The organism is Stenotrophomonas testudinis (assembly GCF_024499815.1).
Classification (GTDB): Bacteria; Pseudomonadota; Gammaproteobacteria; order Xanthomonadales; family Xanthomonadaceae; genus Stenotrophomonas.
In genome coordinates, this window is record NZ_JAMOKY010000009.1 from 36,637 (window position 1) to 61,236 (window position 24,600).

Below are 24,600 nucleotides of genomic sequence, written 5' to 3' on the forward strand. Positions count from 1 at the left end.
ATCATTCAACGACGCGCGGCTCTATCCGAAAAACCGGGCTTCAGACATTCACTATTTTCGGAGCTGCCCTCATCAAAGCTATTGCACGCAACAGTGTCGATGTGAGCACCTTGGGTCGTGATCGGCGTCGACGTCGCCTGACGACAGAAACAGTCTTCTTTTCCGCGCCCTTCAGCTTAATTAGCCGACGCTCAAACGGCAGCGCACGCGCCTTGGTGCCTGGCTGAAGTCGTTCAGCCTCACGAAACTGCCCCACAAGAGCTTGGGCGAGAAGGATCGCTCTTTCACGGTTGCGCTCGCGGCGCAGCGCCCTGCTAAACAAACGCATCTTATTCTGCCGGGCATTGGGAATAGATGTCTCGCATCCATTAATCGCAACACCAGTTATCAGCTTCGTCTCGTTAGCGGAAAAACAAACTACCTTATGTCCCACAAATCCGTGTCGAGAAAGCAAATCTACGACACTCTTTGCCATACCCTTGTCTGCTTTATCGCCAGAAAAGAACATATCATCAACATAAAGTGAGAACCTTAGATCACGCTGCCTCGCAAGCAAATCAATTCGCTCAAACATTTCCAAACAAGCGAAAAATGACAGTATTGGGCTTACCGCAGAACCTGTAGGCAAAGCGCCATTATAGGTACAAAGATCCGCCGCAAATGACGCCACGTCATGAGTGCATTTCAGGCGATTCTCGAAGAAAGACTTTACCAAATTACGCTTGACACTCGGATAGAACTCCTTAATGTCAATCTTGCACCCTGGCATGTTCCAGGCATGCACCATCGCATTGGTAAGGTAAGACCGACCCTTAGTTGCCGAGTGAAGAAATTCTGGGCGTTCAATACGCGAAAGATATTCAGCTATTCGGCGATGAACGACGGAGAGAACAATCTTCGGCTGCTGAACAACTCTCGACTTTTTAGCTGGAAGTCCTGCAACCTCATCCACCAATTTTTGAGCAGTGGACCACACCTTAAAATTCGAATCACCAAATTTTGCGAGGAACCTCAAGTCAGCGAGATCAATCTTGAGAAGCTCTGCAAATTTCTTTTTTGAGGACAGCCCATACAATGGCGAACTGGTAATTGAGTACCGTTTTTCTTCCTTCTTTCGGACCATCTCTTGCTCTCCCTGCAACATAAACAAAAAACGCCCTAACGGGCGCATTTTAAAAGCAGAGGCAATGAGGGTTAGCTCAAGCTAGAAATGGAATCACAGACTACCGATACAATCACTTTGAGCTTGCAAGCCCAAAAAACAACATCAGTAGCAATGCGAATTTTCCTAAAAATCTTGAGCAGCTTGCGATTGGAACTAGTAAAACGAGTATTAAACATAAAATTCTCCGTAGTTGAAGCACTTGCCGAAGCGAGAAATTCGCTCAAGCAGAGGTGCTGTCGGCATCAACCACAGATCTACGTTTAATGGGGAAAACCGCAAGCCATCCCCTCACAACCAACCCCGTCTTCTTGTCGGAAGACGGTCTATGTCGTCAGATTCGCTCGTCGGACATCGTCGAAAGGACGACGGGCCGGGACGCGCTCTAAACGTTTTGGGGGTTTCCCCCCGCAGCGAACTTCGGAACGAAGATCGCCTTTCACTGCTTTGCCAAATCACCCTTCACCTAGTCCTTACATGAATAGTCCTACAAGCAATCGGCAATTGTCAATCCGCCGCGACTGACAAAGTCTCAGCGGTAGGAAATGCCAAAATCGTCAAATTTTTGACAGACCAAGAAGGCATCGCTGCTCGTCGTAGATTCTCAAATGAAAACCGTCCTTGGCTTGCCGAGGAGCATGGCTCGACCGTCCTCTCCCTTGCACCAAAATTCAGCCGACCCGATTCTAAATGCTCAGCGGGAACGTTAAGCACCGCGTTAGGCCTACGCATAAAGGGTATCGAGCGCAGCAGCCCCAGTAGCCTCGGTCAAGGCAACCCGCCCCACGCGCGCTACGATGCGCCCATGACCCCCGCCATCAACCTGCTCAAGCGCGAGAAGATCGCCCACACCGTGCGCAGCTACGTGCACGACGCACACGCCGAGTCCTACGGCGGCGAAGCCGTGGAGAAGCTGTGCCTGGACCCGGCACAGGTGTTCAAGACCCTGCTGGCCAGCACCGAAACCCACGAACTGCTGGTGGCGATCGTGCCGGTGGCCGGCCAGCTGGACCTGAAGGCACTGGCCGAAGCCGCGGGCTGCAAGAAGTGCGAGATGGCCGCCGCCGATGCCGCGCAGCGCGCCACCGGCTACCTGGTCGGCGGCATCAGCCCGCTCGGACAGAAGAAGCGCCTGCGCAGTTTCCTCGATGCCAGCGCACAGGCGCTGCCGACGCTGCACGTCAGCGCCGGCCGCCGTGGCCTGGAAGTAGAGCTGGCCCCGGCCGATCTGCTGCGGCTGACCGCAGGGCACTATGCGCCCATCGGGAAGGCCCGCTGATGTCCGCAGCCGATGCCCTGCTGCGGGACCTGCTGAGTGGTGATGCCACGCGTATCCATGCCTCGGCCTGCCGGGTCGCGGTGACGTTCGATCCCGCGCTGCTGGATGCACTGGCGCCGCATGCCGACCGCATCGAACGGGCCTGCGCCGGGGTCACGCTGGGTGGCGCGCTGCTGGCCAACCAGGTGCATCTGCAGGCCGCACTGAAACGTCTGCGCTACTGGCAGGCGCAGGCCGGCTGCCTGTGCGCACTCACGCCGACGTATCTGTTCTTCGACCCGCGCAGGCTGATCGAACAGGGGCAGATGCAGTTGCTCACGGTAGGCGACGCCGATGACGGTTGGGGCCAATGCCACCGCGTTGCCTGTACGCGGTGCGGCCAGCACTGGCAGGCGACCGACCGCGAATATCACTACCCGTGGTGGGAGTGGAAAGCCGATTGACGGTGGGGGCACAATCCCACAACGTGCATGCAGCAGATCACGGCCGCCAGTTGGCGTTGTTCTCCCAGAACTGCACGGCGCGCTGGTAGGTCTCCCGGTCCAGCGGCACGCCGGAACCACCCTCCTCCACACCCAATGCATTGCGCATCATGGTGATCGGCGCCATTGGCACTTCTTCCGGCTCGGCGGTGTAGATGCAGCCGACGATGCCCCAGTCCGCGTCGATCGGCGAGCCTTCCTTCGCCAGCTGCTCGGCGCTGTACAGGATCACCACAAGGTAGTTCGCGCGCGGCGATTCCACGCCCTCGAACCAGCGCACCAGCACCGGCAGCTCCTCGCGGTTGCGCGCTTCGTAGCCGCTGCGCAGCAGGTGGCGGTTGGCCTCGGTGACCGGCACGGTCAGGCAGCGCGTGCTGGTCCAGTTCTCGTAGACGAACAGCTTGCAGAACGGCGCATAGCCGTCGAGCACCTTCAGCGGTGCATGCGCATTGAGGTGCGCCTGGAACTGCTCGGCGCTGACATCCTGGATGGTGTTGGCGCGCGGCACGCGCGGGAACAGGCGGGGACGGGCGAATTCGGTGAGGACGATGGACATGGCGTGCCGTGGTTGGAATGTCTGGCACACAGGGTAACCGCTGCGCCCGGCTACAACGCCATCCGCTCGCGCAGCTCACGCGCCTGTCGACGCGACACGTCCACCTCGCTGCCGTCATCCAGCGCCAGGTCGTAGCCATCGCCAATGCTGGGGGTAACGCTGCGGATGCGTCGCAGGTTCACCAGCGTGTTGCGGTTCGCGCGGAAGAACAATTCGGCTGGCAGGCGTGCTTCCAGCGCGCTCAGGCTGCGCGTCAGCAGCGCGTTCTGGTCGCGGAACCACAGGCGGGTGTAGTTGCCATCCACCACCAGCCTGCGGATTTCGCCCACCGCCACGAACCAGCAACGCTCGCCATCGCGCACGAACACCTGGTCCTGCGCGTTCAGGCTGCCACCAGCAACCACCGCCGGCGCCGCAGGCCTGTCTTGCTGGCGCGCGCGTTCCAGCGCTTCATGCAGGCGCGGCGCTTCCACCGGCTTGACCAGGTAGTCCAGCGCATTGGTCTGGAAGGCACGCACCGCATAGGTATCGTAGGCGGTGACGAACACCACCGCCGGCGCCGGGTCCAGGCCATCGAGCACGTCGAAACCGGTGCCGGACGGCATCTGCACATCCAGCAGCACCAGATCGGGTTTCAACCGTGCGATCGCCTCGCGCGCCGCCGGTACATCATCGGCCTCGCCCACGCACTGCACCCACGGCAGCGCCGCCAGCAGCGTGCGCAGTTCCTGCCGCGCCAGCCGCGCGTCATCGACGATCAGGACATTCAGGGTCGTGCGCATTGCGGAATCTCCAGGATGGCCTGCATGCGGCCGTCCAGCGGTTGCAGATGGAAGCGGCCGCCCTGGCCAAGCTGCGAACGCAGGTAGGCCAGGCCGACGCCATGCCCGGTAGTCGCCGCATCCATGCCGGCCGTGGCAACACCGAGCGGGTTGTCGACCTGCAGCCGCAGCAGGCCATCACGGCACTGCGCGCTGATACGTACCTCGCCACCGCCAGGACGCACGGCGATGCCGTGCTTGATCGCATTTTCCACCAGCAGCTGCAGCGCCATCACCGGCAACCGTGCCTGCGCCGCTTCGTCACTCACGTCGATGTGCAGCTGCAGGCGCTGTTCGTAGTGCACGGCCTCAACGGCCAGGTAATCGCGCACCACGGCGAGCTCGTCGGCCAGCAGTGCCTCCTCGTTGCGCGCGTGCTCCAGCGCGTGGCGCAGCGTGCGCGACAGATCGGTCACCATCTGCCGTGCGCGCTCGGGATCTTCGAGGATCAGCGCGCGCAGGTTGTTGAGCGCATTGAACATGAAGTGCGGATTCAAGCGGGCGCGCAGTGCATCGCGCTCCAGCGCACTGCGCTGGGCCTCGGCCCGCAGGCGTTCGAGTTCCGCGTGGCGCGCCTGCCGCAGGCTGTGCAGGCCGGCCCACAGCGCGGTCCACAGGCCCAGCAGCAGCACGGTGTTGAGCAGATAGGCCAGCCGCGCCACCGGGCGGAAGTCACCCGCCCGGCCGCCGAAATCCACCCAGCCCAGTGCCAGCGCCGGCTGCAGCACGGCGGTCAGCAGCAGCTGCGCCAGCAGCGCGCCCAGCAGCACCGCCAGCGCAAGCCGTAGCACCAGCGCACCGAATTCGCGCTTCCACCAGCCGTGCCGCAGGGCCAGTGCACGCACGCCTGCACTGATGCCCCACAGCAACACGCCCAGACCGACGCTGATGAGCGTGCCACCACTGCTGATGCCGCCACCGAAGGTGCTGGTCATCGCCAGGCTGAGCACGCAGAACAGCGCCCACCCGAGGGTGTTGATCAGCCAGAAGCGCAGTGTGGAAGTCGAATCGGGCATGACCATGGCTGGAGCGGACGAAAGGATCAGCGGTGGCTGTCCAGGAATGCCTGCACCTGCCCACGCAGCCACTGCGGATCATCCCACATCAGGAAGTGGTGGCCGGTCGCGCTCAGTGCGATGCGCACGCCGGGCAGGGCGGCGTACTGCGACTGGAAGATCGCACGCGCCGATGCTTCGGTCGCACCCATTGCCTGGTAGGACGCCCAGGCGCCGAGGACCAGCGTGGGCGAACGGATGCCGGCCACCTCGCTGCGCAGGTCGGTCACCAGCAGCGAGTACATCGCATCGGCGGTGGTGGCGCGATCGCTGTCATGGCCCCAGCGCTTCAGCTCGGGCAGGCGCGCGGTGCTGGTCAGCGGGGCCAGCGCCGCTTCGGCCTGCGCCTGGTAGCTGGCCGGGTCCGCCGCCAGCATCGCCGTGCGCATCTGCTCGGCCATCGGCTGCACGCTCTGTGCGGTCGCCTGCGGGTTCTGCATGCCGGCATAGAACGGCAGCGAATCGACGATGACCAGCGGCCCCAGTGCGTCCGGTTCCTTCACCGCCATCTGCAGCGTCAGCACGCCGCCCAGGCTGTGGCCGATCACCGCCGGATGGTCCAGCTTCTGGTCATGCACATAGGCCAGCAGCTGGTCGCGCATCGCCGACAGAAAATCCGCCGGGCGCGGGTCGGCGGCGCGTGCACCGGCAAAGCCCGGCAGCTGCACCAGGTGGCACTGCACCTCCTTCAGTGCCCGACAGGTCTCGCGCCAGACCTCGGCGCTGCTGTTCAGGCCGGGGATCATCAGCAGCGGGCGGCCGTGGCCGACCACTTCGACCTGCACCTTGCCGGTGCCGGCCTGGGTGGCCCCGGCGGCATGGGCGGTGCCCGAGCCGAGGACGGCCAGCGCCATGCCCAGCATCGCCAGCCGGGCCAGGGCCTTCATCGCGTAGTACATCGCCAGCATCATCTTCATCGCGTACTCCTTGCAGGGACGGGTGCGTGGGGGGATGCGGCCAGCCTGGCCGCCGTGGCTGCCAGCGTGTTGCAGTGGCGGAGCAACGGTCGCGCGCCCGGGTGAACGGTCGCCCGGGGCGAACCAGTTCTTCACGTCGCTCAGCTTCACATCCATCTTGATGGAGAGATATACTCAACCGCACCCGCCGCCACCGCCCGTGCCATGACCGCCATCAGCTTCGAGTTCTACCCGCCCAAGACCGATGAGCAGCGTGGCCAGCTGGACCGTGCCGCCGCCCGGTTGAAGGCGTACGCCCCCGAGTACGTGTCCTGTACCTTCGGTGCCGGTGGCTCGACCCTCAGCTACACCTCCGAGACGGTGCGCCACCTCAACCAGCACCACGGCATGGACGCCGCGCCGCACCTGTCCTGCGTCGGTGGCACCCGACAGGAGATCCGCGAGCTGCTCAAGCTGTACCGCGCCATCGGCTGCCGGCGCCTGGTCGCGCTGCGTGGTGATCTGCCCTCCGGCATGGGCTTCCCCGGCGACATGCGCTATGCGTCCGAACTGATCGCCTTCATCCGCGCCGAGCACGGCGATGCCTTCCGCATCGAAGTGGGCGCCTACCCGGAAACCCATCCGCAGGCACCGGACGCGCTGACCGACCTGAAGCACTTCAAGGCCAAGGTCGATGCCGGTGCCGATGCGGCCATCACCCAGTACTTCTACAACGCCGACGCGTATTTCCACTTCGTCGATGAGGTACAGCGGCTGGGCGTGCAGGTGCCGATCACCCCCGGCATCATGCCGATCGCCAACTTCAGCCAGCTGCGGCGTTTTTCCGAACAGTGCGGCGCCGAGATCCCGCGCTGGATCAGCCGCAAGATGCTGGCCTATGGCGATGACAGTGAGTCGGTGCGCGCCTTCGGTGCCGAAGTCGTGGCCAAGCTGTGCGAGCGGCTGGTCGAAGGCGGCGCACCCGGCCTGCACTTCTACACGCTGAACCTGGCCAAGCCGACGGTGTCGGTGCTGAAGCTGTTGAACGGCTGAAAGCGCACTGTGTTGTCGCTTTCAACGCTACCCTGTGGCGATGAAAGCTGTCCTGTCCCTGCTGCTGGTGCTGCTGTCCGCTGCCAGCATTGACGCCCATGCCCAATCCACGCGCTTGAACCGCTGCACCGATGCGCAGGGCCAGAGCGTCTACACCGACCGTCCCTGTGACAGCGTGGGCGCGCAGTCGCGGCGTCCGCCGCCGCCACCGGCCGGGAGCACCCTGCAGCGCGACAGCCTGGGCGCCAGCTGCCCGCGTCGCCTGAGCGAACTGGTGCAGGCCCTGCACGATGCGGTGAACACCCAGGACGTCAATCGGCTGTCCACGCTGTACCTGTGGAGCGCGGTCTCCGATGCCGGCGCGCAGCGCATCCTCGGCCAGCTGGAATCGGTGGTGCGGCGGCCGCTGGTGGACGTGGTGCCGGTGTATCCGCAGCAGGATGATGAGGTGCAACCGGATGGGAGTCAGAGCCCTGCTGCGCAGGGATCCGACCCTGGGACACCGGTGGCCCGCCACCCCGTGGGCCTGCGCCTGGAGCAGACACTGCCGGGCAGTGCGGCGCGCGCGGCGACGGTGCTGGGGCTGCGGCGGCAGTACGGGTGTTTCTGGATCACGTTGTAGGACCGCATCCACGCATGGCGTGGATCTACTGACAGCGGGCGGCCGACCCTGTGGTAGCGCCGGGCCATGCCCGGCGGAAGGCCAGAAGCGCCGCGCTACCCGCCTGGCCACAGGCCGCGGATCGCGGCGATGCCCTGGCCGCCGTGGCGGCGGGCCTGGCTGACGTGGCCGGCATCCAGCCCGCCCAACGCGTAGATCGGCAATGACACCTGCGCCCGCAGCGCGGCAAACGCCTCCCAGCCCAGCGGCGTGGCATCGGGGTGGCTGGCGGTGGCCTGCACCGGGCCAAGCACGGCGAAATCGCAGCCCAGCCGCTGCGCCGCCTGCAGCTGCGCGAGGTCGTGGCAGGAGGCAGCCACCAGTTGCCCGGCCGGCAGCGGGCGTTCCTGCAGGGTTGCCAGCTGTTCGCTGCCCAGGTGCACGCCGACGCCCAGCGTGCGGGCCAGTTCGATATCGCGGTTGAGCAGCCACTGCACGCCCTGGCGGTGTGTCCGCAGGGCCTGTTCGATCAGCACCTGCCGCTGCGGGTGCGCGGCCGGCAGGCGCAGCTGGATGCGCTGCTGGCCCGCGGCCACCGCCTGCTGCAGCTGGTCCTGCCAGCGCTGCGGCCCGTGCTCGCCGTCCTCCGGTGCCGGGGTGATCAGGTAACGGTCCGGTTGGCGCAGCGCGGCCACCACCGGCAGATCGGCCGGCGGCATCGAATAACGGCCCAGCTTGTCCGGTGCCACCCAGGTGATGGCCTGGCCCTCGCGCCCGCGCGGGGTGCCCTTCCAGCTGCGGATGTGCCGCACGTCCAGGGTCAGGTGCTTGTCCGGGTAATGCTGCGGCACGTCCATGATCCACTCGCCGATCTCGGCCTCGATGCCGAGCTCTTCGCGCAGTTCACGCACCAGCGCCTGTTCGGCACTCTCGCCGGCCTCGCGCTTGCCGCCCGGGAATTCCCATAGGCCGGCCAGGTCGCGGTTCTCGGTACGGCGGTTGAGCAGGATGCGGCCACGGGCGTCGGTGATGACGCCGGCCACGACATGGATCGATCGTTTCGGGGAAGGCATGGCCAGAGCATGCCCACGCGGCATGCAGGCTGCAACCTCGGTGCGGATGAACAAGGGGCCCCTTGCGGGACCCCCTGCCAACTCCGTCATGCACGCTGGATCAGAACTGCACGTTCCAGGTCATCTGCGCACCGATCTCGTGCTGGCCACCGCCGGCACGGCCCAGCGCGCCCAGCGACAGGCGGCTGTTGTCGGAGGTGTTCACCGCCACGCCCAGCTCGGCGATGCCGACGTTGCGGGCCAGCGGCACACCGTCGATGCTGAAGGTGCTGCTGCCCACCACGAAGTGCTGGTTGCTGCGGGTATGCACGTCGCCGCCAGCGTGCTGCCAGGCCAGGCCCGCCACCAGCTGGGCACCGTCGTCCTGGTTGGCACTGATGTCCCACGTGGCGCGCAGGCCGGCCGTGGCGGTCCACACCGAATCCTTGCTCGCCTCGATGGCCAGCGCGGTGCTGCCGCCGGCTTCCTCGGCCGCGTCCATGGTCAGGCGGGTGTAGCCCACGCCCACGTGCGGGGTCAGGGTCATGCGCTGCAGCTGGATGTCCCAGCCACCCTCGGCGAAGCCGGATACGGCGTGCGCGTCATGGCTGGCGCGCAGCTGCTGGCGGGCATCGCCGACGATGGCGGTGCGGTCGGTATCGACGTCATAGCTGGCGTAGCTGGCACCGGCATTGAACCAGGCCTCGCCGGCGCGGAAGCCTGCGTACAGGCCGCCGTGCACGGCATCGACATCGGAGCGGGCGCTGCGTGCATCGGTCTTCTGGCGCACCTTCTCGGTGCCGGCCACCAGGCCCACCGTCCAGGCTTCACCGAAGGTCCAGTCCAGGCCGGCCATCAGGCCTTCGCGGTGCTGGCGGCTGTCGGCCACGCCGTCGTTGCGGCCGTCCTGGCGGTTGCTGGCACCGCCACCGGACAGCCAGAAGCCGCCGCCGTGGGCCTTGATGGACGGGTTGCCACGCAGGCGCTGGCCGACGCCTTCATGCAGGAAACGGTCGTCCAGCAGCAGCGCACGGTTGCTGGCGTGGATCTCACCGGACAGGTGGTCGAACGCCTCGCGTGCCTGGTCGGCATCGAGCATCAGCAGCTGGTTGTACAGCGCCAGCGCCTCACCGGACTGCTGCAGCGTGTCCAGCCCGGCCGCCAGCGCACGCTGGTTGCTGTTGGCCGCCACTGCGCCAAACACCACCGGCGGGTTCACCCCGCCCGGCTCACCCGGGGTACCCGGCGTGCCCGGATTGCCGGGGTTGCCCGGTTCGCCCGGAGTACCCGGTTCGCCAGGTTCACCCGGCGTGCCCGGGTCACTCTTGATCGCGATGGCCAGGCGCACGTCGTTGCCGGTCTGCACCAGGGTCGGGTCGATGAAGGCCGAGCGCGAGATGACATCGTCGAACTGGCCGTCGATGCCCTCGGCCGCGCTGAGGATGGTGTAGACCTGGCCATTCTGGTAGCTGGTGGACGGGTCGAGCGCGGTCACGCGCACGCCGGCGGCACCGGACTGGCCGCCCGCGGCGACCCGGCCCAGATAGGCCTTGCCGGTCACCGTCAGCAGGTCGGACTGGCCATTGCCCAGCACATCGACGTCGTAGAAGGCCTTGTCGGCCACCTGTTCGGGGGTGAGGGCCTGGTTGTTGAAGTACAGGTTGCCGTCGATCACCAGGGTGCCCAGGCCGCCCTGGCCCGGCGACAGCACCGCACCATTGCGCACGAAGGTTTCACCCACGGTGGCGTTGCCGGCCAGCATGCCGCCGTTGATGACGTGCACGTTCGAGCTGCGGATCACATCGCTGCCCAGGCCCGTGCCGTAGTTGATCGTCTGCTGGAAGCCGGCGCTGCCATTGAGCACCAGGGTGCCGCCATCGATGCGGATCTCCTGTGCCACCGCCTGGCTCGTGCCGGTGTAGCCCTGGCCGGTGTAGGTGTCGGAGTTGATCACCAGGGTGCCACCGCTGACGTTGATGCCGCCGCCGAACGCGGTCAGGTCGCCGTTGAGCGTGGTGGTGCCGGCCAGCTGATGCAGACCACCGGAGGTCATCGAGTCGTGACCGCTGGCGATGGAGTTGTCCAGCGCGATGTCATCGGTGTGGTTGAACAGCAGCCCGCCGATGCCGCTGTTCATGGTGATCGGTGCACCGTCCAGCTCACCAGCGGCGGTGGCCGCACCCCAGGTGGGGCCATCGGCGGCGGTCCAGTCCTCCATGCCGCCACCGATGACCAGGTAGCCGCTGTTGTCCAGGGTGTAGCCGGTGCCGGCGCTGAGCTTCGCGCCGTTGTTCACCGTCAGCACGCCGAGCGGGTCGAAGACGGTCTTGCCCACGGTGATGCCATTGGCGGCGGTGATCGACGAGCCTTCACCGCTGACCAGCACCTGCTCGGGATAGAGCGCCGCCGTACCCAGCGGGAAGTCCGAGCCACCGGACACGCTCAGCGTGTCGGTGGTGATGCTGGCACCGTCCAGCACCTGCAGGTCGGTGGTGACCTTCATCGCGCCGGTGTTGACCCACTCGCTGCCGGTGCCGGTCAGGGTAGCCTTGGCGCGGCTGTCGCCGGTACCGGCGCCGAACGAGTTCTTGATGTTGGCAACGTCCGAACGGATCGCGCCACCGTCTTCGATCAGCAGGCTCGCCGTCGCATCCACGCGCGCCGCTTCGATGGCCGAACCCACGCCGCGCACTTCGATGCGACCGGTCTGCCCGTAGTCGCCCGACGGACCGTCCGGCGATTCGGCGATGAGCGACGTGGTCGCCCTCACGACGCCACCGTTCTCCACGCGCAGCAGCGCTTCGCCACGGCGGCCCAGTTCGAAGGTATCGGTCGTCACGCTGCTCGCGCCGGAGACCACCATCGTGCCGACCGAGTTGGCGTCCTGGCCCAGGAACACGCTGTCGGCCACCACGGTGCCGCCATCGGTAACGTTCACGATGCCCGAGCTGTTCTCGACGATGCCAGCAACCAGCGCGCCGCCGACGGTGAGCGAGCCGCCGCTGCCGATGTTCAGCTCGCCCTGGCCGCGCTGGCCGACCAGCAGGTTGTTGTTGGCGATGACCAGCGAACCACCACCTTCTACCGTGACCACGCCCTTGCTGCCCGCCAGCACGCCGATACGCATGCCCTGCGACAGACTGGGGCTGTTGACGGCAGTGGCTGCCACGGCGGCGCCGCCCGTGATCAGCAGGCTGCCAGTGCCGGCGTTGCCGACATCGATCTGGCGCGCGGTCAACGTTGAACCGGCGCCGCTGATCTCTGCCGCGCCCTCACTGCCTGCGGCAAAGCCCAGCACCACGTTGCGGGTGACGTCGACGCTGGCGCCGTCCTTGACCGTCAACAGGCCCTTGCCGGCGTCACCGACGCGCAGGTCGTCGAAGATGCTGGTCAGCGTGATGCTGCTGCCGGCACCTGCCACGTTGAGCGTGCCGAAGCTGCCGGCGAGCGTGCCCAGCGAAGCGCCTTCGGTGGAGGTCAGGCTGCCACCGCCCAGCACGTTGACCACGGCGGTGCCGTTGGGACCGACGCGGAAGCCATCGGCGTAGACGCGCGAATCGGTGATGGTTTCATCGTTGGTGAAATCGAAGGGCGCGGCGAACACGGACTGCATCGGCAGTGCTGCCAGGCCCAGTGCGAACAGCAGCGCGGTGCGCAGTGCGGTCGGACGCTGGCCGTGGCCGACGCGGGTGCGGCCGGGAGTGTGGGAGGAAGTGAGTTCCGAGGCGACCTGCATCTGGCCGGTGGTGTGGTTGAACACCTGGCGATAGATCCTGTTCATGACGCTCCATGTGTATGTCGTGTGGCTCGCAGGACCACTTCATGTGATCCGCGACGTGCGCCTGCCGGCAACCGGGGAATGGCCCCTGCGAAAAACCCGGCAGTAGAAACGCACGCACACCATACGGAGGCGAAGGGGGAGCGCCTATAAAAGTCGTCTGACTTCCGAGTAGGGAATTTCCGATGTGTCTGTCAGAAGCTTCGGAATTCCGCGCTTCTGTCTAACAGCTCACATAAACAGCGTCATTGCGGCCGTGAAGCCCATAACGAAGAAGCCCCGCTTTCGCGGGGCTTCCTGGAGTCAGCTCAGCTGGCCGTGGCAGTGCTTGTACTTCTTGCCACTGCCGCAGGGGCACGGATCGTTGCGGCCGATCTTCGGCTCGTCACGCTGCAGCGGGTTCACGCCCTGCTGCGAGGCTTCCACCTGCGCGGCTTCCTCGTCGGCGCTGTAGCTGCCGGCGTCCTGGTGCTGGAACTGCGACTGGCTCAGGCGGGCCTCCACCTGCTGCCGTTCGGCTGCTTCCAGCGCCTGCACTTCCTCGTCGCTGCGGATGCGCACGCGGGCCAGCAGGGTCACCACTTCGCGCTTGACGTTCTCCAGCATGTCCGAGAACAGCTCGAAGGCTTCCTTCTTGTACTCCTGCTTGGGCTGCTTCTGCGCGTAACCACGCAGGTAGATGCCCTGGCGCAGGTAGTCCATGCGGGCCAGGTGTTCCTTCCAGCTCTGGTCGAGCACGGTCAGCATCACGTGCTTTTCCAGCGCACGCATGGTTTCCTCGCCCACGCCGGCTTCCTTCTCGGCGAAGTGCTGGTTGACGCGCTCCAGCACCTTGGCAGCGATGCCTTCGGCGTCCAGTTCCTCGTGCGACTTGACCATGTCCACCAGCGACATCTGCAGGCCGAAGTCCGACTCCAGGGTCGCTTCCAGGCCACGCAGGTCCCACTGCTCGTCCACCGAGTTCGGCGGCACGAAGCGGGCGACGATGTCGAAGATCACGTCGTCGCGGATGCCGTCGACGTTGTCCTTCACCGATTCGGCGTCCAGCAGCTCATCGCGCTGGGCGTAGATCACCTTGCGCTGGTCGTTGTTGACGTCGTCGAAGTCCAGCAGGTTCTTGCGGATGTCGAAGTTGTGGGCCTCGACCTTGCGCTGCGCCTTTTCGATCTGGCGGCTGACCAGGCGGTCCTCGATGACGTCGTCTTCCTTCATGCCCATCATGCGCATGGCCTTCTGCACCCAGTCGGAGGCGAAGATGCGCATCAGGTTGTCTTCCAGCGACAGGTAGAAGCGGGACGAACCCGGGTCACCCTGGCGGCCCGAACGGCCACGCAGCTGGTTGTCGATACGACGCGATTCGTGGCGCTCGGTGCCGACGATGTGCAGGCCGCCGGCGGCCTTCACCGCGTCATGGCGCTTCTGCCATTCGGCCTTGACCGCGGCCTTCTGCTCGTCGGTGGCGCCCTCGCCCAGCTCGTGGATTTCCGCTTCCAGCGAACCACCCAGCACGATGTCGGTACCACGGCCGGCCATGTTGGTGGCGATGGTCACCGCGGCCGGACGACCGGCGTTGGCGACGATGGTCGCTTCGCGGTCGTGCTGCTTGGCGTTGAGCACTTCGTGCTTCACGCCGGCCTTGGCCAGGTGCTCGGACAGCATTTCCGAGGTTTCGATCGAGGTCGTACCCACCAGCACCGGCTGGCCGCGCTTGGCGCACTCTTCGATGTCGGCCAGCACCGCATTGAACTTGCCCTTGCGGTTGAGGAACACCTGGTCCGGGCTGTCCTTGCGGATGGTCGGGCGGTTGGTCGGGATGACCACCACTTCCAGGCCGTAGATGCTTTGGAATTCGAACGCTTCGGTATCGGCCGTACCGGTCATGCCGGACAGCTTCTTGTACATGCGGAACAGGTTCTGGAAGGTGATGCTCGCCAGCGTCTGGTTCTCGCGCTGGACCGGCACGCCTTCCTTCGCTTCCACGGCCTGGTGCAGGCCGTCGGACCAGCGGCGGCCGGACAGGGTACGGCCGGTGAATTCGTCGACGATGACCACTTCGCCGTCGCGCACGATGTAATCCACGTCACGCTGGTAGATGGCGTGCGCGCGCAGGGCGGCGTTGAGGTGGTGGACCACGGTCAGGTTCTGCGGCGCGTACAGGCCTTCGGTCTCGCCGTCGAGGATGCCGGCTTCCACCAGCAGCTGCTCGGCGTGCTCCATGCCCGCTTCGGACAGGTGCACCTGCTTGCCCTTCTCGTCCACCCAGAAGTCGCCCTCGCCGTCTTCCGCTTCCTGCTTGACCAGGTTCGGCACGACGCGGTTGACGCGGATGTACAGCTCCGGGGAATCGTCGGCCGGGCCGGAGATGATCAGCGGGGTACGCGCTTCGTCGATCAGGATGGAGTCGACTTCGTCGACGATGGCGTAGTGCAGGCCGCGCTGGTAGCGGTCAGCCTTGGACAGCGCCATGTTGTCGCGCAGGTAGTCGAAACCGAACTCGTTGTTGGTGCCGTAGGTGATGTCCGAGGCATAGGCTTCGCGCTTGTCGCTGTGCGGCATGCCCGGGTAGACCACGCCCACGCTCAGGCCCAGCCAGTTGTACAGCTTGCCCATCTGGGCGGCGTCGCGGCGGGCCAGGTAGTCGTTCACCGTGACCACGTGCACGCCCTTGCCTTCCAGCGCGTTGAGGTACACCGGCAGGGTCGCGACCAGGGTCTTGCCTTCACCGGTGCGCATTTCTGCGATCTTGCCCAGGTGAAGCACCATGCCGCCGATCAGCTGCACGTCGTAGTGGCGCATGCCCAGCACACGGCGGCCGGCTTCGCGGCAGACCGCGAACGCTTCCGGCAACACCTTGTCCAGGGCCTCACCACCGGCGATGCGCTGCTTGAACTCCGGCGTCTTGGCCCGCAGCTGCTCGTCGGAAAGCTTCTCGATCTCCGGCTCCAGCGCATTGATCTTGGCGACGATGCGGTTGAGCTGGCGCAGCTGTCGTTCATTACGACTGCCAAATACGCGGGTAAGCAGGCTGTTGATCATTGAAGGAACCGGGTTGGATGGACACAGCGGCCCGGTCTTCCCCCTGGGGATCCGTCCGCCGCAAACGAAACAGGGCGCATTGCGCCCTGTCGATGGCAACACCCATTGTAGCTTGGGACGGGCACCAGGGGTTTCAACCCTTTGGCGAGGGGGTCAGAGCCCTTCCGGGCTGCAGAAGGGATCCGACCACGCGCAGGATCGGGGCGGATCCCTTTCGCGACAGGGAAAGGGCTCTGCCCCCCAACCGGGGTTCAACCGCGGCTGATGCGGCCGACCGGGGTATTACCGCCGTCGCCGAGGAACTTGCGCGGGTTGACCACGTTGCCGTTTTCCCAGACCTCGAAGTGCACGTGGGCACCGGTCGAGCGGCCGGTGGAACCGGCCTTGGCCACTTCCTGGCCGGCACGGACCAGGTCACCGACCTTCACCACCAGGCGCGAATTGTGCGCATAGCGGGTCACGTAGCCGTTGCCATGGTCGACGTCGACCACGTTGCCGTAGCCGCCCTTCACGCCGGAGAAGCTGACTACGCCATCGGCGACGGACATCACCGGGTCGCCCACCTTGGCGTGGAAATCCATGCCCTTGTGGGTGGCGGCACCGCGGCCGAACGGGTCGGCACGGGTGCCGAAGCCGGAGGTCACGTAGCTGTTGCGGATCGGCATGCGCGAGGGCACGGCGTTCTGCTGCAGCTGGTGGTCGAACATCAGCGATTCCATCACCGACAACTGGCGGCCTGAAGCAGCGAAGCGCTGCTCCAGCACCTGTAAGTCGGCGTTGACGTCCTTGACCGGGATGTCCGAGGTCGGGCCGCCGGCATCGCCGTCACCCAGGCCGGGGGTCTCGTTGAAGTCGAACTCGCCGTCTTCGAGCTTGCCCATCTGGGTCAGGCGCTCGCCGAGGGCATTCAGGCGGGTGGCCTGTGCCTGCAGCTCGCCCAAGCGGGCGGCCAGGGCGTTGACCTGGGTCTGCGCATCGCGCTGGACCTTGGCCAGTTCAGCTTCCTGGCGGTCGACCTTGGCCTGCAGGCGCGAATCATTGAGCGCGCTGGCGCCAATGCCGCCGGCAAGGCCGATAATGCAGCCTACCCCGAGCACGCTGCCCAGCAGGGCGCGGGGGCGGTCCTCGAAATAGAACCGCAGACGCGCGATCGGCGATTTGGCCTGCCCTTCACGCGTTTTGATTACGATCTTTTTGAATGCCATCAGTGAGTTTTCATGTCTGAGCCGAAATCCAGCGTTCGTCCCGCGTCCAGGCCGAAACCGGCACTGGATGCAGTGATGGGGGACAAAAGCGGAAACCCTCTGCGTCGTGCCTTGTGGCTCGATGCGCTGGACCGTCAGTTGCGCCCCCAGTTACCGCCCGCGTTGCGCAACCGTTGCCGGCTGGCCAATGTGGACGGGGAACACCTCGTTTTTCTCGTCGAATCACCGGTCTGGCATGCCAAGTTGCGGCTTGCCGAAGCCCAGTTGCTCGACGCGGCCCGGTCCATCGGGCTGAGGGCCACCAAGGTGACCATCAAGACTGCGTCTCCCACTCCCACGCGCTCCCCAGCGCACGACAACCGGAATGGCCCCCACGCAGTTTCAGCCGCCACGCACAAAGGGCTACGCGACGCCTTGGCGGCCCTGCAGGATGCCCCGCTCAAACCGAAGCAAGGGTCCTGAGGACAACGGAGCATCCAGCTCCGATCCCCGTCGCGCATGTCACCGCAGCGTGAAACATTTTCGGGGGCCGGGTCGCATCCTAGCCGCCCCGGGTGGTCGAGTCGTTAGATTGCTGTTAAATAATCGTTATATTCAGGCTTCAAAGCGGTCAGGTTCACAAAACCGTGACCCCCAGCCGACCGTCGCTTTACGCGCTGCGCCATTCAGCCAGCTGCGCCCGGAAACGACAACGCCGCCTTGGAAGGCGGCGTTTTCTTCTTGTATTTCAACAACCTGAAATGATCAGGCGTAGGCCGGCACGGCGTACACCACCGGATCTTCGGCGGTCGGCGACTCGTAGGTCACCCATTCCCAGGCGGTGGCATCGGCCATCAGCGCACGCACCAGCTTGTTGTTGAGTGCGTGGCCGGACTTGAAGCCCTCGTAGGCACCCAGCACCTGGCCACCGGCCAGATAGAGGTCACCGATCGCATCGAGGATCTTGTGGCGCACGAATTCGTCGGCGTAGCGCAGGCCGTCTTCGTTGAGCACGCGGAACTCGTCCAGCACGATGGCGTTGTCCATCGAACCGCCCAGGCCCAGGTTGCGCTCACGCATGTATTCCAGGTCGCGCATGAAGCCGAAGGTGCGGGCGCGGGAGATTTCCTTGGTGTAGGCCATCGTCGAGAACTCGATTTCCTGGCGTGACTGCTTGGCCGGGATCATCGGGTGGTCGAACTGGATGGTGAAGCCCAGCTTGTAGCCCTCGTACGGGGTGAAGCGGGCAACCTTGTCACTCTCGGTCACTTCCACGGTCTTCAGCACGCGGATGAAGCGCTTGGGCGCGTCCTGTTCAACGATGCCCGCCGACTGCAGCAGGAACACGAACGGGCCGGACGAACCGTCCATGATCGGCAGCTCGGCCGAGGACAGTTCGACGATGATGTTGTCCACACCCAGGCCGGCCAGTGCCGACATCAGGTGTTCGACGGTCTGGATCTTGGCGTCGTTGCAGGTCAGGCCGGTGCACAGGGTCACTTCGGTGACCAGTTCGGCTTTGGCCGGCACTTCCACCACCGGGTCCAGGTCCACGCGCCGGAACACGATGCCATGGTTGACCGGTGCCGGGCGCAGGGTCATGTACACCTTGTCACCGCTGTGCAGGCCAACGCCGGTGGCGCGGATCGTGTTCTTGAGGGTGCGTTGCTGGATCATGGGGGCAGACCGGAAGTGACACGCTAGATTAACACGCACGTCCCCATACCCCGGCTGAAACACCCTTGGAGGCTGGCGGTGGGACACGCGTGAAGCAAGGCGGCCGGGCCCATCCTGGCCCGGCGCCCGCATTTTCTGGACAGGGTGGCGCAACCCGGGGGGGACAAGCCCCGGGCAGCTCCGCTTAGTCCGCCTGGCGGCGCAGGAAGGCCGGGATGTCCAGGTAATCGTTCGGCAGTTCAGCCGACGCCGGGGCCGAAGAGGCCGGTGCCGACGGGGTCGACGCGGCCACGCTGTCGCTGCTGGCACGACGCAGGCCCAGGCCCATGCCGCCGACGGCCTTGGACACGGCGTCGCCACCGTTGTCGAAGTCGCCGAATTCCGGCTGGCCGGTGGTCGCGTTGCGCACCAGCTTGATCGGCGCGCGTTCGCCCGGGCGCTGGCTCTTGCTGGCCGACACGCGGTTCAGGCCGGTGGCCACCACGGTCACGCGCACTTCGTCCTGCATGTCCGGGTCGAGCACGGTACCCACCACCACGGTGGCGTCTTCCGAAGCGAAGCCATCGATGGTGCGGCCGATCTCGTCGAACTCGGCCATGGTGAAGTCGGCACCGGCAGTGATGTTGACCAGGATGCCGTTGGCACCGGCCAGGTTCACGTCGTCCAGCAGCGGGTTCTGGATGGCGGCTTCGGCAGCGGCCTGCGCGCGGTCATCGCCACGGGCGGTGCCGGTACCCATCATCGCCAGGCCCATTTCGGACATGACGGTGCGCACGTCGGCGAAGTCGACGTTGATCAGGCCCGGACGCACGATCAGGTCGGCGATGCCCTGCACGGCGCCCTGCAGCACGTCGTTGGCGGCACGGAAGGCCTGGATCATGGTCGCGTTGCGACCCAGCACGGTGATCAGCTTCTCGTTCGGGATGGTGATCAGCGAGTCGCAGTGCTGGCTCAGTTCTTCGATGCCCTTCAGCGCGACCTGCATGCGGCGACGGCCTTCGAACGGGAACGGCTTGGTGACCACGGCCACGGTCAGGATGCCCATTTCCTTGGCCAGCTGTGCCACCACCGGTGCAGCGCCGGTGCCGGTGCCGCCGCCCATGCCGGCGGTGATGAACACCATGTCCGCGCCCTGCAGGGCGTCCATGATGCGCTCACGGTCTTCCAGAGCAGCCTGGCGGCCGACTTCCGGATTCGCGCCTGCGCCCAGGCCCTTGGTCACGTTGGTACCCAGCTGCAGCTGCAGCTTGGCACCGCAATTCTTGATGGCCTGCGAGTCGGTGTTGGCGGTGATGAATTCCACACCATCCACTGCCGAGTTGACCATGTGCGCTACGGCATTGCCGCCGCCGCCGCCCACGCCAACCACCTTGATCACCGCATTGGGTGCCATCTTTTCGATCAGTTCAAAATGCGCCATGTCCGTGTCCTCGTTGTATCCGCTTGTCGGTGGCATGGGCGTTGGGGCCTCCTGCCTCTTCGCGTCATGTTGCCGATGCGGCTGTGTGGGTTGTGTGTTGCGTTGTTGCGTCGTGTTGCCGGTATTGCAACCGGGCGGACCCGGGTGATGCAGGTTCCGCGTCAGAATTCGCCGCGGAACCAGGTCTTGAGTTTCTTGAACATGCTGCCCGCACGTCCGGTCGGCAGCGACGGCCGGCGCGGATGCTCGTTCTGGCTGCCCATCAGCAGCAGGCCCACGCCGGTGGCATGCACCGGGTTGCCCACCACTTCGCCGAGGCCGGTGACGTGCTGCGGAATGCCCACGCGCACCGGCATCTGCAGCATTTCCTCGGCCAGTTCGACCACGCCTTCCATCTTCGAGGCACCACCGGTCAGCACCAGGCCGGCGCGCACCAGTTCCTCGAAGCCGGAGCGGCGCAGTTCGGCCTGCACCATCTCGAAGATCTCTTCGTAGCGGCCCTGCACTGCCTGCGCCAGCGAATGGCGCGGCATGCGGCGCGGCGGACGGTCACCCACCGACGGCACCTGGATGCTTTCCTCGGCGGTGGCCAGCTGGGCCAGGGCGCAGGCGTAGCGCACCTTGATCTGCTCGGCTTCCGGGGTCGGCGTGCGCAGCATGTGCGCGATGTCGTTGGTCACGTGGTCGCCGGCGATCGGCAGCGAGGCGGTGTGGCAGATCGCGCCCTGCACGAACACAGCGATGTCGGTGGTGCCGGCGCCCATGTCGACCAGCACCACGCCCAGTTCCTTTTCGTCGGCAGTAAGCACCGCCACGCTGGAGGCCAGCGAGGACAGCACCAGGTCGTCCACCTGCAGGCCGCAGCGCTGCACGCACTTGCTGATGTTGGCCGCCGCGGACTGCGCGCAGACCACCAGGTGGGCATGCACTTCCAGGCGCACGCCGGTCATGCCGACCGGGTTGCGGATGCCTTCCTGCGAATCATCCAGCACGTACTCGCGCGGGATCGCATGCAGGATCTTCTGGTCAGCCGGGATCGCCACCGCCTTGGCCGCATCGAGCACGCGATCCAGGTCACCCCAGGTCACTTCGCCGTCGCGGATCGGCACGATGCCGGGCGAGTTCTTGCACTGCACGTGGTTGCCGGAAATGGAGGCGTACACCGAGCGGATCTCGCAGCCGGCCATCAGCTCGGCTTCTTCCACCGCACGCTGGATCGACTGCACGGTCGATTCGATGTCCACCACCACGCCGCGCTTGAGGCCGCGCGACTCGTGCGAGCCGATGCCGATCACTTCGATCGGGTTGCCCGGCGAATACTCGCCCACCAGCGCCACCACTTTGGAGGTGCCGATATCCAGGCCGACGATCAGCGATTTGTCACCCTTGCGATTCATGTCCTTTCCTGCGTTCGTCTGGCCGGGGTCGCGGGTGCGCCGGCCGGCGTGGCCGGCGTTCCCCAGCTCAGGGTGAAACCATTGGTGTATCGGAGGTCGGCGCGCTCGATCGGCGCAGCCTGGTTGGCCAGCTGCGGCAGCACGCGCACGAAGCGCTGCAGGCGCGAGCGGGCATCGTCACGGCCGACCACCACTTCAGTGCCATTGCTCAGCAGCAGCGACCAGCTGCCGCGCGCATCCATGGTCAGGCGGCGCACGTCCACACCGGCCGGTGCGAACAGCGCGCGCGCATCGTTGTACAGCTTCACCACTTCTTCGGTCTGGCTGTCCGGGCCATCCAGCTCGGGCAGCTGCAGGTCGGCCAGCTTCTTCGGCGTGGGGAACAGCTTGCCCTGCTCGGAAAGCAGGCGGCCTTCGCCCCAGCGCGCGAATGGCTTGTGCTCGACCAGGGTCACTTCCAGCACGTCCGGCCACTGCTTGCGCACCTGCGCGCTTTCCACCCACGGCAGCTTTTCCAGGGCGTCCTGCGCGTCCTGCAGCTTGACCGCGAAGAAGCCGGCATGTGCGTACGGCAGCAGCACCTGCTGCAGCTGTTCCGGCGGCACCCGCTTGAACTCACCGTGCACGCGCAGCTTCGCCAGCGGCCAGCGCTCGGCGCCGACCCAGCCATTGACCACGGCCACCACCGGCAGTGCAACCACCGACAGGGCCAACAGCCAGACGAAGATGCGCAGCACCGCGTTCATGCGTGCGATGCCTCCAGGGTCTGTTCCAGCACGCGCCACACCAGTTCCTCGAAACCGATGCCGGCCTGCGCTGCCGCCTTGGGCACCAGCGAGTGGCTGGTCATGCCCGGCGCGGTGTTCACTTCCAGCAGGAAGAAGCGGCCGCTGGCGCGGTCACGCATCACGTCCACGCGGCCCCAGCCACGGCAGCCGGCGGCGCGGAACGCAGCCAGGGCGATGCGGCGGATTTCTTCTTCGTCAGCGCCTTCCAGGCCCGGGCACAGGTACTGGGTGTCCTCGGCGATGTACTTGGCGTTGTAGTCGTACCACTGGCCCTTGGGCACGATGCGGATCGACGGCAGCGCGACGTCACCAAGAATGGCCACGGTCAGTTCGTCGCCTACCACCATCTGTTCCATCAGCAGCTGGCCGTCGTAGCGCGCGGCCAGGGCCACTGCTTCGTCCAGGCCGGCGTCGTCGGTCACCCGGCTGATGCCCACGCTGGACCCTTCGTTGGCCGGCTTGACCACCACCGGCAGGCCGAGCTCGGCCGCGTTGGCGTGCACGTTCTCCGCGGTCACCTTGCGGTATTGCGGGGTCGGCAGGCCCAGCGACAGCCACACCTGCTTGGTGCGGATCTTGTCCATGCTCAGCGCCGAGCCCAGCACGTCCGAACCGGTGTACGGCACGCCGAAAGCGTCCATCAGGCCCTGCACGATGCCGTCCTCACCGCCACCGTTGTGGCCGTGCAGGATGTTGAACACGCGGTCGACGCCGCCGGCGGCCAGCGCCTTGGCCAGCGCCGGAATGCCATCCACGGCGAACGCATCGACGCCGCGCGACTGCAGGGCTTCGAGCACGTTGCGGCCCGAATCCAGCGACACCTCGCGTTCGCTGGAGCTGCCGCCGAGGAGCACGGCGACGCGACCGAACACGGCCGGGTCGGTGGCGCGCAGCGGCGGGAAGGTCAGGGTGCTCACGCCTGGCCCTCCGCCTTGAAACCTTCCACGGCGATCTGGCTGGCGACGGCACCGATGTCGCCCGCGCCCATCATCAGCAGCAGGTCACCGTCCTGCAGCACGTCCGGCAGCACGCTGGCCAGCTCGGCGGCCTTGCCCACCACCACCGGCTCGCTGCGGCCGCGCGCACGGATGGCGCGGGCCAGTGCGTGCGAATCGGCACCGGCAATCGGCTCCTCGCCGGCCGGGTAGACCTCGCTCAGCACCAGCGCATCGACGCTGGACAGCACGGCGGCGAACTTGTCGAACTGGTCGCGGGTACGGCTGTAGCGGTGCGGCTGGAAGGCCACCACCAGGCGCTTGTCGGTCCAGCCACCGCGGGCGGCGGCAAACACCGCCTCCAGCTCGCTCGGGTGATGGCCGTAGTCGTCGATGATGCGGACTTTGGCGCCACTGGCCGTGGTCACTTCGCCCAGGTCGTTGAAGCGGCGGCCGACGCCGGCGAAGCTTTCCAGCGCGCGGGCGATCGCATCCGGGGCCACGCCCAGCTGCCAGCCCACCGCCGCAGCAGCCAGCGCGTTCAGCACGTTGTGCTTGCCCGGCAGGGCCAGCACCACCTCCTGGCTGGTGCCCTGCGGCAGGCGCAGGGTGAAGCGCATGCGCGAACCTTCCTGCACCACGTTCTCGGCGCGCACGTCGGCCTGCGGGCTCATACCGTAGCTCATCACATGGCGCGGGGTCCTGGCGGCCAGCGCGGCCACTTCCGGGTCGTCGATGCACAGCACGGCCAGGCCGTAGAACGGCAGGCGCTGCAGGAACTCGGCGAAGGCCGCCTGCACGCGGGCAAAGTCGTTGCCGTAGTTTTCCAGGTGGTCGGCATCGATGTTCGTGATGATCGACATCAGCGGGTTCAGGCGCAGGAAGCTGCCATCGCTTTCATCGGCCTCGGCCACCAGCCACTGGCCACCGCCCAGCTTGGCATTGGCACCGGCGGCCAGCAGCTGGCCACCGATCACGAACGTCGGGTCCAGGCCACCTTCGCTCAGCACCGCCGCGGTCAGGCTGGTGGTGGTGGTCTTGCCGTGCGTACCGGCCACGGCGATGCCGCGGCGGAAGCGCATCAGCTCGGCCAGCATCGCCGCGCGCGGCATGATCGGAATGCGCTGGCTGCGTGCTTCCATCAGTTCCGGGTTGTCTTCGCGGATGGCGCTGGAGACCACCACGCAGTCGGTGCCCAGCACGTTGGCGGCCGAGTGGCCACGCATGATGCGTGCACCCAGGCCAGCCAGGCGGCGGGTGGCCGCGTTGTCGGCGTTGTCCGAACCGGAGACTTCATAGCCCAGCGTCAGCATCACTTCGGCGATTCCGCTCATGCCGGTACCGCCGATGCCGACGAAATGCACGCGCGGGAACGCGCGCACCAGGTCGTTGGTGTCGTGCAGGCGGCGGATCATGCGCGGCCTCGCG

General features: G+C 66.0%; 20 protein-coding genes. 5 read left to right on the plus strand and 15 right to left on the minus strand.

Annotation, left to right across the window (positions count from 1 at the left end; all coding sequences use genetic code 11):
* Positions 1 to 40 precede the first annotated feature (40 nt).
* Positions 41 to 1,123, minus strand: coding sequence for a reverse transcriptase family protein (locus tag NQ204_RS07740; protein ID WP_256643514.1), 1,083 nt, complete (start codon positions 1,121 to 1,123; stop codon positions 41 to 43).
* 844 nt (positions 1,124 to 1,967) lie between these two features.
* On the opposite strand from NQ204_RS07740, the gene ybaK reads away from it, so the two are divergent.
* Together ybaK and NQ204_RS07750 are read left to right on the plus strand one after the other, a co-directional pair.
* Complete coding sequence (ybaK, locus tag NQ204_RS07745) at positions 1,968 to 2,441, plus strand: Cys-tRNA(Pro) deacylase (RefSeq protein ID WP_256643515.1); 474 nt, start codon at positions 1,968 to 1,970, stop codon at positions 2,439 to 2,441.
* Positions 2,441 to 2,884 (plus strand): hypothetical protein, encoded by a 444-nt coding sequence (locus NQ204_RS07750; protein WP_256643516.1) that lies wholly within the window; start codon positions 2,441 to 2,443, stop codon positions 2,882 to 2,884. The genes ybaK and NQ204_RS07750 overlap by 1 nt, the downstream gene beginning before the upstream one ends.
* 37 nt (positions 2,885 to 2,921) lie before the next feature.
* Here the strand turns inward: NQ204_RS07750 and NQ204_RS07755 are convergent, their stop codons facing one another.
* Genes NQ204_RS07755 through NQ204_RS07770 form a run of 4 tightly spaced genes read right to left on the minus strand, consistent with a single transcriptional unit; the run spans position 2,922 to position 6,272 of the window.
* The gene (locus tag NQ204_RS07755; protein ID WP_256643517.1) at positions 2,922 to 3,479 is read right to left on the minus strand and encodes a DUF3228 family protein; all 558 of its coding nucleotides are present in this window, start codon (positions 3,477 to 3,479) and stop codon (positions 2,922 to 2,924) included.
* 50 nt (positions 3,480 to 3,529) lie between these two features.
* Entirely contained in the window at positions 3,530 to 4,261 is a 732-nt protein-coding gene (locus tag NQ204_RS07760; protein WP_116862574.1) for a LytR/AlgR family response regulator transcription factor, read from the minus strand.
* A complete protein-coding gene (locus tag NQ204_RS07765) occupies positions 4,246 to 5,316 on the minus strand; it encodes a sensor histidine kinase (RefSeq protein WP_116862621.1) in 1,071 nt (356 codons plus the stop codon). Before NQ204_RS07765 ends, NQ204_RS07760 begins: the two co-directional genes overlap by 16 nt.
* A gap of 26 nt (positions 5,317 to 5,342) precedes the next feature.
* On the minus strand, positions 5,343 to 6,272 hold the full coding sequence (locus NQ204_RS07770) for an alpha/beta fold hydrolase (RefSeq protein WP_256643518.1): 930 nt from the start codon (positions 6,270 to 6,272) through the stop codon (positions 5,343 to 5,345).
* A gap of 204 nt (positions 6,273 to 6,476) precedes the next feature.
* On the opposite strand from NQ204_RS07770, the gene metF reads away from it, so the two are divergent.
* A complete protein-coding gene (gene metF / locus NQ204_RS07775; RefSeq protein ID WP_116862575.1) occupies positions 6,477 to 7,304 on the plus strand; it encodes a methylenetetrahydrofolate reductase [NAD(P)H] in 828 nt (275 codons plus the stop codon).
* Positions 7,305 to 7,344: 40 nt separating this feature from the next.
* Entirely contained in the window at positions 7,345 to 7,926 is a 582-nt protein-coding gene (locus NQ204_RS07780) for a DUF4124 domain-containing protein (protein ID WP_256643519.1), read from the plus strand.
* Between the two features lie 95 nt (positions 7,927 to 8,021).
* Here NQ204_RS07780 and NQ204_RS07785 read toward each other — a convergent pair whose 3' ends face one another.
* From NQ204_RS07785 to NQ204_RS07800, 4 genes are all read right to left on the minus strand, one after another.
* Complete coding sequence (locus tag NQ204_RS07785; RefSeq protein WP_256643520.1) at positions 8,022 to 8,978, minus strand: Nudix family hydrolase; 957 nt, start codon at positions 8,976 to 8,978, stop codon at positions 8,022 to 8,024.
* A gap of 100 nt (positions 8,979 to 9,078) precedes the next feature.
* Positions 9,079 to 12,738 carry an autotransporter domain-containing protein gene (locus tag NQ204_RS07790; RefSeq protein ID WP_256643521.1) on the minus strand — a complete coding sequence of 1,220 codons (3,660 nt, stop codon included), beginning with the start codon at positions 12,736 to 12,738 and terminating at the stop codon, positions 9,079 to 9,081.
* A 300-nt stretch (positions 12,739 to 13,038) separates the two neighbouring features.
* Positions 13,039 to 15,771: a preprotein translocase subunit SecA gene (gene secA, locus NQ204_RS07795; protein WP_256643522.1), complete on the minus strand. Its 2,733-nt coding sequence runs from the start codon at positions 15,769 to 15,771 to the stop codon at positions 13,039 to 13,041.
* Positions 15,772 to 16,022: 251 nt separating this feature from the next.
* Positions 16,023 to 16,976 (minus strand): M23 family metallopeptidase, encoded by a 954-nt coding sequence (locus tag NQ204_RS07800; protein WP_108767756.1) that lies wholly within the window; start codon positions 16,974 to 16,976, stop codon positions 16,023 to 16,025.
* Positions 16,977 to 16,988: 12 nt separating this feature from the next.
* Here NQ204_RS07800 and NQ204_RS07805 point away from each other — a divergent pair, with 12 nt between their 5' ends.
* On the plus strand, positions 16,989 to 17,438 hold the full coding sequence (locus NQ204_RS07805) for a DciA family protein (protein WP_256643524.1): 450 nt from the start codon (positions 16,989 to 16,991) through the stop codon (positions 17,436 to 17,438).
* Between the two features lie 282 nt (positions 17,439 to 17,720).
* Here NQ204_RS07805 and lpxC read toward each other — a convergent pair whose 3' ends face one another.
* From lpxC to murC, 6 genes are all read right to left on the minus strand, one after another.
* Positions 17,721 to 18,632: a UDP-3-O-acyl-N-acetylglucosamine deacetylase gene (gene lpxC, locus NQ204_RS07810; RefSeq protein ID WP_256643525.1), complete on the minus strand. Its 912-nt coding sequence runs from the start codon at positions 18,630 to 18,632 to the stop codon at positions 17,721 to 17,723.
* 184 nt (positions 18,633 to 18,816) lie between these two features.
* The gene (ftsZ, locus tag NQ204_RS07815; RefSeq protein ID WP_079220635.1) at positions 18,817 to 20,052 is read right to left on the minus strand and encodes a cell division protein FtsZ; all 1,236 of its coding nucleotides are present in this window, start codon (positions 20,050 to 20,052) and stop codon (positions 18,817 to 18,819) included.
* Positions 20,053 to 20,213: 161 nt separating this feature from the next.
* Positions 20,214 to 21,449 (minus strand): cell division protein FtsA, encoded by a 1,236-nt coding sequence (gene ftsA, locus NQ204_RS07820; RefSeq protein WP_079220634.1) that lies wholly within the window; start codon positions 21,447 to 21,449, stop codon positions 20,214 to 20,216.
* A complete protein-coding gene (locus NQ204_RS07825; protein WP_108767754.1) occupies positions 21,446 to 22,195 on the minus strand; it encodes a cell division protein FtsQ/DivIB in 750 nt (249 codons plus the stop codon). The genes ftsA and NQ204_RS07825 overlap by 4 nt, the downstream gene beginning before the upstream one ends.
* Positions 22,192 to 23,154 carry a D-alanine--D-alanine ligase gene (locus NQ204_RS07830; protein WP_116862580.1) on the minus strand — a complete coding sequence of 321 codons (963 nt, stop codon included), beginning with the start codon at positions 23,152 to 23,154 and terminating at the stop codon, positions 22,192 to 22,194. The genes NQ204_RS07825 and NQ204_RS07830 overlap by 4 nt, the downstream gene beginning before the upstream one ends.
* Positions 23,151 to 24,587 (minus strand): UDP-N-acetylmuramate--L-alanine ligase, encoded by a 1,437-nt coding sequence (gene murC / locus NQ204_RS07835; RefSeq protein ID WP_116862581.1) that lies wholly within the window; start codon positions 24,585 to 24,587, stop codon positions 23,151 to 23,153. Before murC ends, NQ204_RS07830 begins: the two co-directional genes overlap by 4 nt.
* Positions 24,588 to 24,600 lie beyond the last annotated feature (13 nt).

Bases quoted from the DNA above. Each gene is read 5' to 3' on its own strand.
- NQ204_RS07765 (WP_116862621.1), bottom strand. From the start codon at position 5,316: ATGCCCGATTCGACTTCCACACTGCGCTTCTGGCTGATCAACACCCTC.
- NQ204_RS07750 (WP_256643516.1), top strand. From the start codon at position 2,441: ATGTCCGCAGCCGATGCCCTGCTGCGGGACCTGCTGAGTGGTGATGCC.
- ftsZ (WP_079220635.1), bottom strand. From the start codon at position 20,052: ATGGCGCATTTTGAACTGATCGAAAAGATGGCACCCAATGCGGTGATC.
- ftsA (WP_079220634.1), bottom strand. From the start codon at position 21,449: ATGAATCGCAAGGGTGACAAATCGCTGATCGTCGGCCTGGATATCGGC.
- secA (WP_256643522.1), bottom strand. From the start codon at position 15,771: ATGATCAACAGCCTGCTTACCCGCGTATTTGGCAGTCGTAATGAACGA.
- NQ204_RS07780 (WP_256643519.1), top strand. From the start codon at position 7,345: ATGAAAGCTGTCCTGTCCCTGCTGCTGGTGCTGCTGTCCGCTGCCAGC.
- NQ204_RS07805 (WP_256643524.1), top strand. From the start codon at position 16,989: ATGTCTGAGCCGAAATCCAGCGTTCGTCCCGCGTCCAGGCCGAAACCG.
- metF (WP_116862575.1), top strand. From the start codon at position 6,477: ATGACCGCCATCAGCTTCGAGTTCTACCCGCCCAAGACCGATGAGCAG.
- NQ204_RS07760 (WP_116862574.1), bottom strand. From the start codon at position 4,261: ATGCGCACGACCCTGAATGTCCTGATCGTCGATGACGCGCGGCTGGCG.
- NQ204_RS07825 (WP_108767754.1), bottom strand. From the start codon at position 22,195: ATGAACGCGGTGCTGCGCATCTTCGTCTGGCTGTTGGCCCTGTCGGTG.
- murC (WP_116862581.1), bottom strand. From the start codon at position 24,587: ATGATCCGCCGCCTGCACGACACCAACGACCTGGTGCGCGCGTTCCCG.
- NQ204_RS07755 (WP_256643517.1), bottom strand. From the start codon at position 3,479: ATGTCCATCGTCCTCACCGAATTCGCCCGTCCCCGCCTGTTCCCGCGC.
- NQ204_RS07770 (WP_256643518.1), bottom strand. From the start codon at position 6,272: ATGAAGATGATGCTGGCGATGTACTACGCGATGAAGGCCCTGGCCCGG.
- NQ204_RS07800 (WP_108767756.1), bottom strand. From the start codon at position 16,976: ATGGCATTCAAAAAGATCGTAATCAAAACGCGTGAAGGGCAGGCCAAA.
- NQ204_RS07785 (WP_256643520.1), bottom strand. From the start codon at position 8,978: ATGCCTTCCCCGAAACGATCGATCCATGTCGTGGCCGGCGTCATCACC.
- ybaK (WP_256643515.1), top strand. From the start codon at position 1,968: ATGACCCCCGCCATCAACCTGCTCAAGCGCGAGAAGATCGCCCACACC.
- NQ204_RS07790 (WP_256643521.1), bottom strand. From the start codon at position 12,738: ATGAACAGGATCTATCGCCAGGTGTTCAACCACACCACCGGCCAGATG.
- NQ204_RS07740 (WP_256643514.1), bottom strand. From the start codon at position 1,123: ATGGTCCGAAAGAAGGAAGAAAAACGGTACTCAATTACCAGTTCGCCA.
- lpxC (WP_256643525.1), bottom strand. From the start codon at position 18,632: ATGATCCAGCAACGCACCCTCAAGAACACGATCCGCGCCACCGGCGTT.